The organism is Nitrosomonas eutropha (assembly GCF_900116685.1).
Classification (GTDB): domain Bacteria; phylum Pseudomonadota; class Gammaproteobacteria; order Burkholderiales; family Nitrosomonadaceae; genus Nitrosomonas; species Nitrosomonas eutropha_A.
Window position 1 is genome coordinate 141502 of sequence record NZ_FPBL01000002.1, and the last position, 13235, is coordinate 154736.

At 48.3% G+C, this 13235-nt stretch carries 8 protein-coding genes; 3 read left to right on the top strand and 5 right to left on the bottom strand.

The genetic code is table 11. The annotated features are described in order from the left end of the window. The first annotated feature begins 334 nt into the window (after positions 1-334). Both BM331_RS03315 and cphA read left to right on the top strand, forming a co-directional pair. Positions 335-2632 (top strand): cyanophycin synthetase, encoded by a 2298-nt coding sequence (locus BM331_RS03315; RefSeq protein ID WP_074927048.1) that lies wholly within the window; start codon positions 335-337, stop codon positions 2630-2632. A 20-nt stretch (positions 2633-2652) separates the two neighbouring features. After that, positions 2653-5241 carry a cyanophycin synthetase gene (gene cphA / locus BM331_RS03320; RefSeq protein WP_074927050.1) on the top strand — a complete coding sequence of 863 codons (2589 nt, stop codon included), beginning with the start codon at positions 2653-2655 and terminating at the stop codon, positions 5239-5241. Positions 5242-5337: 96 nt separating this feature from the next. Here the strand turns inward: cphA and BM331_RS03325 are convergent, their stop codons facing one another. Genes BM331_RS03325 through BM331_RS03340 form a run of 4 tightly spaced genes read right to left on the bottom strand, consistent with a single transcriptional unit; the run spans position 5338 to position 8504 of the window. Continuing rightward, complete coding sequence (locus BM331_RS03325) at positions 5338-6282, bottom strand: multicopper oxidase domain-containing protein (protein WP_074927052.1); 945 nt, start codon at positions 6280-6282, stop codon at positions 5338-5340. Positions 6283-6323: 41 nt separating this feature from the next. Beyond that, a complete protein-coding gene (locus BM331_RS03330; protein WP_074927054.1) occupies positions 6324-6707 on the bottom strand; it encodes a c-type cytochrome in 384 nt (127 codons plus the stop codon). Beyond that, the gene (locus BM331_RS03335) at positions 6707-7405 is read right to left on the bottom strand and encodes a c-type cytochrome (protein ID WP_218154543.1); all 699 of its coding nucleotides are present in this window, start codon (positions 7403-7405) and stop codon (positions 6707-6709) included. The genes BM331_RS03330 and BM331_RS03335 overlap by 1 nt, the downstream gene beginning before the upstream one ends. A gap of 37 nt (positions 7406-7442) precedes the next feature. After that, complete coding sequence (locus tag BM331_RS03340; RefSeq protein WP_074927056.1) at positions 7443-8504, bottom strand: multicopper oxidase domain-containing protein; 1062 nt, start codon at positions 8502-8504, stop codon at positions 7443-7445. Positions 8505-8793: 289 nt separating this feature from the next. Here BM331_RS03340 and BM331_RS03345 point away from each other — a divergent pair, with 289 nt between their 5' ends. Beyond that, positions 8794-9258, top strand: a complete 465-nt coding sequence (locus BM331_RS03345) for an RrF2 family transcriptional regulator (RefSeq protein ID WP_074927058.1) — start codon at positions 8794-8796, stop codon at positions 9256-9258. On the opposite strand, the gene BM331_RS03350 is transcribed toward BM331_RS03345, so the two are convergent. Then, positions 9246-13235 (bottom strand): translocation/assembly module TamB domain-containing protein, encoded by a 3990-nt coding sequence (locus tag BM331_RS03350; protein ID WP_074927060.1) that lies wholly within the window; start codon positions 13233-13235, stop codon positions 9246-9248. The two genes, BM331_RS03345 and BM331_RS03350, sit on opposite strands and share 13 nt — an antisense overlap.

The window sequence follows — 13235 nt, forward strand, 5'->3', positions numbered from 1 at the left end:
TTTGGCAACTGTGCAATCGGCAAACGGGAAAGGCACTTTCAACACCGTGAAGCGCTCATAATTCACGATAAAATTTCTCATCAGTTACGTTTGCCCACTCGGGAAGCGTCCCTCCCACTGCTTTCAGGTATTCGATATCGAGCAGTTGTACACGCGGATGCATGTAAATATAAAACAACCCTCCACAACCAGCAGCAGTATCAACAGCTGTGAATCCCTTCCTGTACGCTCACTCTCAGCAAAAAATAAGAGGTATCCAGAAATTCCGGATTCCTTGTAAACCGATTGAATACGTCTCGCGTTAATTGGAGGGTGTACATTCGGTTTTTCACTCATGTTGATTCAATCTGATTTTCCCGCTTGCAGTAAAAAAGATTTTAGGTTTCTTGAGATTCGTTATCTGAATGGCCCCAATACGTGGACGTACAACCCCGTCCTGGAGGCAATTGTTGATATCGGTGAACTGGAGGATTATCCATCAGATACGATCCCTGGTTTTTATGAGCGCTTGTCAGCCTGGTTGCCATCCCTAATTGAACATCGCTGCAGCTATGGTGAGAGAGGTGGATTTTTACGTCGAATCAGGGAAGGAACCTGGCCCTGTCATATTCTTGAGCATGTAACACTTGAATTGCAAAATCTTGCCGGGATGCGGGGAGGATTTGGCCGGGCACGCGAGACCACGGAGCGAGGAGTTTACAAAGTAGTTGTCAGCGCGTGGCATGAGGAAATAACGCTCAAAGCTTTGTATCTGGCGCGGGAACTAGTATTGGCCGCAATGGGGTTTGACCAGGAACAGCCAGTTTATGATGTGGAAAATGCTATCGAGCAGTTGCGTGACATGATTGATTCACTCTGGATTGGTCCTTCTACCGCTTGTATTGTCGATGCCGCTGCAGCGCGCAACATTCCATTCATTCGTTTGCTGGATAAAGGCAATCTTATCCAGTTAGGGCAAGGAGCATGCAGTCGATATATCTGGACCGCTGAAACCGATCGGACCACCGCCATTGCTGAAAGTATTTCGCGTGATAAAGAACTGACCAAATCACTGTTGCGTGCTTGTGGCATACCGGTTCCGGAAGGACGTGTCGTGACTGACCCGGCAGATGCCTGGCTGGCCGCTGAAGATATCGGGTTGCCAGTTGTTGTCAAGCCCAGCGATGGCAATCACGGCCGCGGGGTGTTTATTGAGCTGGGTACGCGCGAAGAAATTGAATCTGCTTTCTCGATTGCACAACAGGAAGGCAGCGATGTATTGGTTGAGCGCTATATTCCGGGAATAGAACATCGCTTGCTTATTGTTGGTGGACGAGTTATCGCCGTAGCACGGGGAGATTCCGCACTTGTTACTGGTGATGGTGTTTCCACAATTGCAGAATTGATTGAGAATCAGGTCAATGCCGACCCGCGCCGGGGCACTACTGAAAATCATCCTCTCAATCTTGTCAAGCTGGACGATGCAGTCAAAATGGAACTCACACATCAGGGCTGCACCTGTGATTCTATCCCACCTGCTGATTCAAAAGTACGGGTACAGCGTAACGGTAATCACGCAATTGATGTCACCGATAGCATACATCCGGCCACTGCCGATCTGGCTACGCTGGCTGCACGAGTCGTTGGTCTGGACATTGCCGGGATTGATCTAGTGGTGGAAGATATTTCACGGCCGCTTGCCGAACAGGAAGGAGCCATTGTTGAAGTCAATGCCGGACCCGGTTTGCTGATGCATATCAAACCTGCTATCGGCAAACCACAGCCGGTTGGTGAAGCGATTATCAATCATTTGTTTCCGGATCAGAATCAGGGCCGTATTCCCGTTGTTGGCGTTACCGGCAGTCATGGCAAAACCACTATCGCCCGTCTTGTTGCCTATCTGTTCATGCTTGCGGGTAAACGTACAGGTTTAGCATGCAGCAATGGACTTTACCTCGACCACAAAAAAATTGATTACAACGACTGCGCCAATCACAAATCGGCTCGTCGCATTCTGATGAACCGTACCGTTGAAGCAGCTGTTTTTGAAAATGGTTTCAATAGTATGCTTGAGGAAGGGTTGGCGTATGACAGTTGTCAGGTAGGTATTGTTACCCGGATTGAGCCCGCACAGTATATTGGCTATCGGGGAATTGAAACACCTGAGCAGATTTTCAAGGTGCTGAGAACTCAGGTTGATGTGGTTTCTCCCACCGGAGGTAAGAAAGATGACATCTTGCCGGAAGTTACGCTGCCAATCGGTACCGCTATTCTTGATGCGGGAGATCCTGCGCTGATCCAGATGGCAGATTTGTGCCATGGTGAGGTCATTTACATCAGTCATAATCCCGAATTGCCTGCAATGAATACTCACCGGCAAGAGGGAACAGGTCCAACCCGTGGGAAACGGGCTGTTACTGTACGCAACTGGGAAATCCTGCTGATTGACGGCTCTGTAGAAACACCTCTTGTCCGGCTGGATAAGCTGCGGGCAGAAACCGGCAATCATATCGTGGAAACGATACATCTTCTGGCGGGCGTTGGGGCCGGCTGGGCCTTGGGCATGTCGCCCGATCTCATCAAAACCGGTTTAACGGCCTTCTTGCAGGATCAGGAAGACCATCCACCGGTATATCAAACTCTCGAAGGTTAGATAACTTAAGGAAAGTATCCATGAAGGTATTACAAGTTCGTGCACTGCGGGGACCCAACGTCTGGGGAAAACGTACCGCCATCGAAGCCACACTAGATCTGGAACAGAATAAACACACGCCTGACACTATTTCCTCCCTGGAAGAGCGCTTATGTAGCTATTTCCCGGATATTGCACAGCTGCAGCCAATTGATTGGCAAGAGACAACACCAGCCAATATTCTGGCATTTATTGCCCTGAAACTGCAAGAACAGGCCGGTTGCCCCGTAAGCTTCAGTTGTGTGGTCAGAATGGCCGAGCCGAATATTTGTCGTATCGTCGTGGAATACACTGAAGAAGCCGTTGGAAGAATGGCATTTGAACAAGCTCTTGCGTTATATCAGGCAGCAGCAGAATCTGCCCCATTCAATGTTGCTGAAACAATAATCCGTTTACATGAACTGTACGAGGATGTTCGTCTGGGACCTAGTACAAACTCGATCGTGCAGGCGGCTGTCCGACACAAGATTCCATATCGCCGTCTGACTGATGGAAGTCTGGTTCAATTTGGCTGGGGAAGCCGGCAGCGGCGTATTCTGGCTTCTGAAAGCGATCAAACCAGTGTGGTGGCAGAATCCGTTGTACAAGACAAGGATCTGACCAAGATACTTTTACACGCAGCCGGCATTCCCGTTCCGACCGGGAGACCGGTGATCAGTGCTGATGATGCCTGGGTAGCAGCCTGCGAAATTGGCGCGCCTGTCGTTGTCAAGCCGCAGGATGGGAACCATGGTAGAGGGGTTACAGCCAACCTCACTGATCGTGATCAGATAAGAACTGCCTATCATGTCGCAGCAGAGGAAAGTAGCAGTATATTGGTTGAACGTTACGTAAGCGGATACGATTACCGATTGTTGGTCGTAGGCAACAAGTTGGTTGCAGCCGCAAGACGTGATCCACCCCAGGTGGTGGGTGATGGTACTCACAATATTGCCCAGCTGGTGAATCAGATCAATAGCAGCCCGTTGCGCAGCGAAGGCCATGCAAATCTGCTGACCAAAATTCATTTGGATGAAATTTCTCTTGCACACCTTGCATCGCAAGGATTGGGCGCCACCTCTGTCCCTGAAAAAGACAGGAAAATAGTATTGCGTAACAATGCCAATCTCTCTACCGGGGGAACAGCAAGAGATGTAACGGATGAAGTTCATCCGGATATTGCTGATTGCGCAGTGATGGCTGCCCGAATGGTTGGCATTGATATCTGTGGTATCGACGTAATATGCAGCAACATCTCGCAACCACTGGAAGAACAGGGTGGCGCAATCATCGAAATCAACGCCGCACCGGGTTTGCGCATGCATCTGCAACCTTCATTCGGCAAGCCGCGCGCAGTGGGAGAGGCTATCGTCAATCATCTGTTTGCACAGGATGAAGATGCCCGTATTCCAGTGATCGCAGTAACCGGCACCAATGGAAAAACTACTACGGCACGCTTGATTGCCAACATACTGGAACACAACCGGATGCGGGTTGGTATTGCCTGCACAGATGGTGTATTTGTTAATAATCAGTGTGTGGATACGGGCGACTGCAGCGGCCCCAAGAGTGCCAGGAATATTCTGTTTCACCCCGATGTTGATGCTGCAGTGCTGGAAACTGCACGTGGCGGCATTCTGCGTGAAGGTTTGGGTTTTGATTACTGTGATGTGGCAGTTGTTACGAATATTGGCCGGGGAGATCATCTTGGTCTGGCTAATATTAATACAGCCGAGGAATTGGCGGCTGTCAAACGTACTATCGTGGAAAACGTCAATCCGGAGAAAGGTGTTGCCGTATTGAATGCTGACGATCCACTGGTTCTCGGTATGGCAAGCCACTGCCCGGGTTCTGTCACATTTTTTTCCTGCAATAGCCGTCATCCGGCGATTCTGGAACAACGCATCCAGGGAAAACGTGTGATCTACCTGGAAGAACAGCATATTGTTGTAACGGAAGCCGGAACCGAACGGCGGATACCTCTCAGTAACATCCAGCTGACGAAGAATGGAATGATCAGCTTCCAGATTGAGAATGTCATGGCGGCTATCGGTGCAGGATTAGCATCCGGGCTGGATTGGTCAACTATTTGCGCGGGCCTGGCCAATTTTGTCAGTGATGCGCAGACTGTCCCGGGCAGATTTAATCTGTTTAATTATCGTGAAGCCACGCTAATTGCGGATTACGGACATAACCCGGATGCGATGGAAGCACTGGTATGTGCCATTGATCATATCCCGGCCAAGAAACGTACAGTCGTCATCAGTGCAGCTGGAGATCGCCGGAATGAAGATATTCGGTTACAAACACAGATTCTGGGTGATGTCTTTGATGAGGTTGTTTTATTTCAGGATAAGTGCCAGCGTGGACGTGCTGATGGTGAAGTGCTTGGGTTATTGCGAGAAGGCCTGGAAAATGCAAAACGCGTACGCAAAGTCAGTGAAATTCGTGGTGAGTTCAAGGCGATTGATACCGCATTGACCAATCTGGAAGCCGGGGAGCTTTGCCTTATTCTGATTGATCAGGTGGAGCAGGCGCTTGGATACATCCACTCTCGCATTGCCGCTGATACTCGTATTGCCGTTGCCTGACAATGGGTATTATGTTGCTATCCTGAAGAGGATATTTCATGGAGCCCTGAAGTACAGCCCCATGATGCTACAGTTACACAATGTTATTACAGCAGCTTATCTGACCAGGATATTGTCACCTTTACCAGCTTCCGGATCAGCATCATCACTAAACATGATTACGGCGATTGCGCCAGTCAATGCATGATTCATGGCATGGTCAACGATTGCATTAGCGCCTGCAACTGGAGAAATCAGATCAAGTGTTGCCGCATCACCTGGTCCAATCGTATAGGATTGCAATGCATACTGGACATTCTTGGGATTTCCACTGGCGTAGACATTTTCCCAGATCCCGGCGATAGGATGCAGTGAGGAAAATTCATTGGGTCCAGCGTTGACAAAGTAGATACGAACCCGCTCACCCGGCTTGGCTTGCAACCAGCGTGTCGCTTCCGGATCATGTACCGGATCGTATTTGAAAACGCCACCATTAAAAACGGCATTGGACCACTGATTCTTCATCATGGCTGTTTTGTCATCCGGATTTTCGTAGTGCTCGGCCTGAATCAGCACATATTCACGATCAGCCTTGGGCAAAGCATTCTCATCCTTCGGATCGACAATAATAACGCCATACATACCACGGGCGATATGCTGAATCATCGGATCCGAACCACAGTGATAAAAGAACACACCTGGATTATCAGCAGTAAAAGTGAATTTTTTTGTTTCGCCTGGTTTGACAGAATCAAAATCCGTTACTACGTCCACTCTGGCGGCATGAAAATCCATACTATGTGAGTTTTTATTACTTTCTTCATTCACCAGAGTAAATTCGACTGTGTCACCTTCAGTAACACGCACAACCGGACCCGGAACAACACCACCAAAAGTCCATGCATGATAGGTGCTGCCCTTATTATCGTAGGCCACATCTTTTTCCACTGCATGAATCGTGACTGGTACCGTTTTAGCTACGGCTTCTGCATGAAATCCTGGCAGGGCAACACTGGCTGCCAGTGCAGCAAAACTTGCATTAAATAATTTCTTATATTTCATATTATTTTCTTCCTCTACTTTATTTACAGATCAGCTTTTAATTAATTTGAACCACACTTACAGATATGACGCAGGTAGGCAGCCAGCTGATCAACCTCTTCATCACTGAAAATTTCTCCCCAGGCTGGCATCAACACTGATTTATTGGCGGCAAGACCTCCTTTCTTGATTACTTCGATAATCTCGTCGTTGGGAATATCACCCATACCCTTCGGATCGCTATGATCGCGCGGCTGAACAGATATAAAAGTACTGTTAAGACCATTGCCATCACGATCGGCACCATGACATTGTGCACAATACGTATCGTAGAGTTTTTCGGCATGTTTAAACTGGTCATCTGCTGCAGAAACTGGCGTAGCCAGTGATCCTAAAAAGATCAAACTCATTCCTGCAAGCAGTGAAACAGAACGACTGATATTCATTATTTACCCTCCTTTCCTTTCAATTGAGCAATATAGCCGGTCAGATTCTGCAAATCCTGCTCGGAAATTTTGAGTTTTGGCATCCAGATACCCTTATCAATTTTCTGCGGATCTTTGATATAGCTGTAAATGAAATCAGGCTGTAAACGGTCACCAGCTGTTTCTAGGCTCGAGCCAGATAACCCACCCTTTCCATCACCGGTTGAATGGCAGGCATAACAGCCACGCAGTTTGGTGAAGAGCATTTTTGCCATTGGAGATGGTTTCTTGCCTGCATCGTATTTTCCTGTCTCGATCAACCCTTCTGGTCCTTTCAGGGCCAGCAAGGCATCAGCAGCTGCTTCAGCATCGGCCTGTGCCAGTTTTGGATGTACCGTGAGCGTAGACTCATCCACAACATCCGTCTTATCACCCTTCTTGATATGTTTGCGATAGAACTCACCAGCCGGGCGAATTCTGGCCGGATCCTGCAGCCATTTCACCAGCCATGGCTTGTTAAATTTAACTCCGGCGTAATAAAGATCCGGCCCTTTACGTTCCCACAAACGATCCAGGGAAGTGTTTTCCGGCTGGGTCAGCGCATGACAGGAAGCGCATTGTGATTGCAGTATTGCGGATCCGTCCGCAGCGGAGGCTGTCAGCGATGATGCAAGAAAACCTGCACCAATCATCGCCGCAAGCAAATAGGCTTTCATCATATTTCTTCTCCTTTGGTTGTTGTATTACACATACACATCATTCTTCGATGAGTTCCCCTTTGAAAACTTTGGAATTGTGCATTCCGAAGTCTTTTTTCAGAGATTCTTCATAGTAGAAATCAGGTACAAATTTTTTGTCTTTCCATACATAGAAATCGTGGTCAAGCCCGACTTCCTCATACTCAATGGTTGTCATGATTCCACCGTCAGGCTTGTCTCCATTGGTGGTATGCGTATCAACGTGATCATGTATCATCCATAAACCAGGGTTATCCATTTCGAGGATAACGTCATAACGTTCGCCCGGGCCGATGAGGACGGTATCACCGAGGATCGGATTGGCCAATGGGAATCCATCCTTGAATACAATTTGCGAGATATGTCCGTGGGTATGAATGGCGTGAACATGATCCCCTGCACCGATGAGGCGTAATCGAATCACATCACCTTTTTTGACACGTATTGGCTGTGTTTCGGGGAAAGATTTACCATTGATGGTGTAGTAATCAAATACATCTCCTGGAATACCGCCTTCGCCTGGCTTGTGTGCCCAGGACGATACCCAATCGGAAAGCATCATGATGTATTCCTTAGTTACCCTTTTCTCGATCGGAAGAGGATTTTTCGGTTCCACAATGAAGGGTCCCCACATGCCACGCATGGTAACGTGTTCATTAACGTTGACGTGGCAGTGATACCACATGGTGCCGGAAGGTCCTGCCTTGAATTTATAAGTAAACGTATCACCAGGCTCTATCGCATGCTGGGTAGCGTGAGGAACGCCATCGTTCTGCCAGGAGCCATGCTGAAGCATGCCGTGCCAGTGGATGGTATGTGGCAGCGTGGTCATGTTGGTCACGTTTACTACGACGTCATCGTCTTCCTTGACGTGAATAAGCGGCGCAGGAACCTGGCCATTAAAGGCAAATGTGTGAAAATCTCTCTTGCCGACCAGAACGATCCGGGTATCTTCGATTGACATATCGAATTCACGTTTTTCGGCCCAGCTTGTTGCAGGAATCATCACCAGTGCATACAGTCCAAGAATGATGCCGATGATGAATCGGTAATGCGGAAATATCGAATTTGAATTTCTCATAAATCGGTCCTTTTAGTGTATATTTAATACGCCTTTGATGCACAAAACTCTCTTAGATACTGTGGTAATACCTCATCAACACTTGATAGATCCCTCCTTGCAGCGATAAAGATATATTTAGAATGTATCTTTGTGCGAATTTTACTTATATCAATCCAATTGTCAATAACTTTTATCGGGGGAAAACGAAATAATCAGCCTGTTGCTCCCGGCACCTATGCTTTCCGGGCTGAAATAAAATGTGGGGGTATATTGTTATCCGCGCCTATTACTAAAGGGGGTATGCCTCATGAAACTGACGAATTACAGTGATTACGCTTTGCGTATCCTGATTTATCTCGGCTTAAAAAGAGAAAAATTATCTACCATTACTGAAATATCTGATTGTTACCGCATTTCACGTAATCATGTCGTCAAGATCGTGCATCATCTAGGCCAACTCGGCTACCTGGATACATTGCGCGGAAAACACGGGGGCATTCGTCTGGCACGAGCACCTGAAATGATCAATATCGGTGAAGTAATGCGTCATACGGAAGCTTCCATGGATCTCGTTGAGTGCTTCAGCGACCAGAATGCATGCATTATCTGCGACAGTTGTGTGTTGCGCTCAATCATCGCGGAAGCGCTCGCGGCGTTTATGACCGTGCTTGATAGCTATACTCTGGCTGATCTGATGGTTCCTAAACGCCAGTTAAAAAAGCAACTACAAACTATGGGAATGTTCGATAACCTGACGGATCAATCAAACTGAAAGTCATAAAACAGATCAACCGCACTGTCATCTCCTGCCCGGGTCACCACTGAAACATGAGGAAATAAACTGTAAGTCAGCTTGGCGATCCCGGCCGATGCAGAAGTCAATCCATGCTCGAAACTCAGGTAGGCGCGTGATGAAAGCCGTTTGCCGATCGTGCCCACCTGATCGGTCAAAGAACCGCCCTCCTGCTGCCGGATTGAGAAATCATCAATACCCAACCCTTGGGTAATACTGTCCAGAATACCTTCATCAGACCCACCCAGAATACTGCCAGCCGCACTCAACAATAATCCGCTGTCCAGACCGCTTTTATCGGCAGGCCTCCCCAATACAATCCAGGACAACTTCTCAGAATCAGGGACTTCCGGCTGAGACACCAGATTGATTTTAGGCTGCCTGACTGTCCCTGTGATCTCCACACCGGCTTCCACACGCAAACCGCTGCTGCGTACAGTCAATGCGTTAACACTACTATTCTGAGAAAGTTCATCAATACTCCTGGATGCTTCGGTTTCGGAACCCGGTGGAAGATTTGTACGCACCGCCAAGATATTTAGCCCCGGATTATCAAGTGGTCCATCAAAGTTCACAATACCGCGCCGTACCTGCAAACGCTGGCCATAGGCTTCAAAGCGGGTGTCGCGAGTGGCGATGGTTCCGACGGCACTGAGTAGTTGATCCGGTTTGCTGTGCAGATGCAGTTGGCCGGCTAATCGCCCTTCCAACCCGGATGCCCGTAAAAAGAACCGATCTCCCAGATCAAGAGTTGCATCCAGATTCATTTTCAGAGCCTGGGATTTTGGCTCAGGTTCTGCTTTGCCCGTAATAATGACATCATCTGCCAGCCCGGGCATTCCGGCTTCCGGCTGCTTGATAAAGCCAATATCTGTCATGATTTTCCCAGTGATATCAAGTACATTATCCCTGAAGCCAACCGAACTGTTTCCGGAAACGACGATCCAGCGATCTTCCTGTTGTGCAACAGGCAAATGATCAATTTCAATGGCAAGATTACTGTGCTGGTTATGGATATCTACACTACCATGCGCACTTAGCCGGCCGGACTTCTGCCTCAACTTCAGTCCTTTAAGCAATTTATCCTTCGTGGGTTTCTCAAGCGGCGCAGTAAAATTGAGCGTTTCAAGCAAAACTCTATCCTGGTTAAAATCCACAACAAGCTTGCCTTCTTTTAATTGCAACCCCTGATCCAGCAGCGCAATCACCAATGCATCCCCTGTCATACTGCCCTGCAGCTCGGGTTGTTCAAGCGTTCCTGTCAACCGGGCACGTGCAGCTAGCCGCCCCTCACTGCGCAGATTATCGCCTATAACCGAGCCAACCCAGGTAAGATCAGGCAGATTGAGGTGCAGATCTCCATTCAACGGGGCATTTTTCCGGATTTCCCAGGCGGAACCAGCTGGCTGCAACGGGATACTAACCCTCGCCGTGGCTTCGCCGACGTGCTCCCCACGAATAACCAACTGTCCGTTCAGATTATTATTTTCAGCCAGCAGATTGAGTGCAAGCGTTTGTAAACCTAATGCAAACGGTGTTTCTGTCGGCAGGATAAAGTCCCCTTTCTCTCGCTGTACATGCAGACGCCCGGTTAAGTGTCGATCAGCTGCAAACTGCCAGTCTCCACCCAGTTTCAGTGGCTCAGAATTTTTCGGAGGCAGCCCGCCCGATTGCAATGCAATACCGGAAAAATTACCCCGGGTAGACCATTGTTTGGGGGCCCAGCGTGCATCAAGAATATTAATATCGCCTGCAGCAACCTTTATACGAGTATGCCCCAATACAACCGCCTCTGGACTGATCCGGACACTTGGCTGAGTTACCAGATCAAGGGGTACCGAGCCAGTCAGAGCAAGTTTATCGATGACCCCATCCCATTGAAAATGCTGTGCATCCCCATGACGGGTGATCAACCCTCCTTTTGCCTGAAATTGTGCTTCAGTTGCCTGGTCGATCTGACTGTTGACCGATAGCTGGTGATTTGATTGAGTCCCGGCCAATCCGATTGATAATTGCTGCAAGAATATTTCTGTACCTTGTTGATAGGCTCCTGTCTGAAGATCAAGTTGAATGGCAGTTCCACGCAAACTGCCCTTGACTTTGAGCTGGGCAAGCTGATGTTTATTATCAAAATTGAAATGATCTGAATCAAGCTCAAATGCCACATCCGGACGATCAATCTTACCGCTTAGCTCAATCCGGGAATGCATATCGCCTTGCAGCCCGAATCCGATCTGGGCCAATTTGGGTGCAGCCAGTACCACTGACAGATGATCCTCTGAACCGCCCAATGCCCCCTTTATCTCAAGCTGGTTATCCCCCAGACGCAAGCGGGTATCACTTTTAACTCGCCTGGATTGCAGTAAAGCCAAAGCCCCCTGACCAGTCACCGGCTGGTTAGAGAAGTGACTTTGATCAATCGAAAAATCAATATTAGCAATTGGCTGTGGTACCAGCTGCCCCCCCAGATTAAATTTGGCATTGAGATTGGAGGATGGCACATCAGCAAATGCAGAAACGTCAAACTGTTTAAGTAACCCCTCAAACGTAAAGGGCTGTGATTCATCCAGCTGCAATGCACCGTGACCTGACAGATTGGAATCCCCTCGGGTGAGATCAAGTTTTCCGATGGTGATGGTTGAAGCTGTACGCACCAATGCCATATCCATATTCATTTGTAACGCTTCATCACGCAGCTTGATCATTCCCTGCTGAGCATCCTGATCGCCTGCAAAACGCAGATTCCCAGACAGATTTGCCGGATGTAAATCACTTTTTAAAGAAGCCGGATTCAATTGCCGGACCTGAATGTTTATCTGCCCTGTTTTAGTGCTGATTTGCCAGTTGGCTTTTCCTGTCAGGCTGCCAGGCGCAGCTTCCTGTTCCGACAAACGCAACGCGATATCATCCAGCTGAATGTCATCACCGGTAAATAAAAATTGTAAACGTGCCTCTTTCAGTGGAATACCTTCCTGATCCAACGGATGTGCCATAGCATTACTCACAGCAATACGCCCTTCCAGGCGCTCAACCTGTGTTTGCTCAAGATAGCTGCGAATACTCAGATCAGCTTTGGGTAGATCTGGAGAAAAAACATGAGGATTCAGTCCATTGAATACCAGACGGGCATCAAGTAAAGGTAATTTATCAAAAGGACGAATGGTAAAAGTACCTGCTCCATTCAATTCACCATCTTTTACAGCCAGTTTTGCCTTTACCTGTTGCAAGTTACCGCCCAGCTGAAGCACTGCATAACTTGGTTTATTGTCAGTATTGACGGCATTCGTCCAGCTGTAAAACACCAGTTGTGATGTCAGGTCAAACGGTGCATCGGGAGCAATCTCCAGATTGCCTGCAATTTTTCCCTGCGCCAGTTCAAGTGCCAGTGTTTGCAGACGATGGCGCTTGCCATCACTGTCCAGCCGCAAGGCAAGATCAGAGATTTCCAGATCTGGCCGATCATTACCCAATGTATAGGTCTTGAGGGAGCGGATACCGAATTTCTCGATTACCATACCGATTGGCAGCGACAGGGTTTCAGGTTGTGTAGCTGGCTCTTCAGCTTCTTCAGATGGCGCACTATGTACTGCAACCGATTGAATGGTCAGCGCTTCAATCAACAGATTACCCGTTAGCAGGCGTTGTGGTTGCCAGCGAAAATCCAGATTTTCTACCCGGGCATCCAGCTCATCACTTTTGAAAGTGATGAGCTGCGCATGAAAAGCATGCTGCAAACTGCCGGATACACCTGAAAATGTCAGCGCACCATCCGTAGCTCGGGAAGCAGTTGCAAACAACCAGTGCAGGCCGGAAGAAGTAAAAACCAGCCAATAAAAACCACCTGTCATGGCCAGCATCAACGTGACCAGTATTACTGACAGCCATTTCCTGAAACGCCGTGGAGGTTTTACAGAAGATTGCGCTGCCGGATTTTCGTTATCTGTTTGATGATCCAT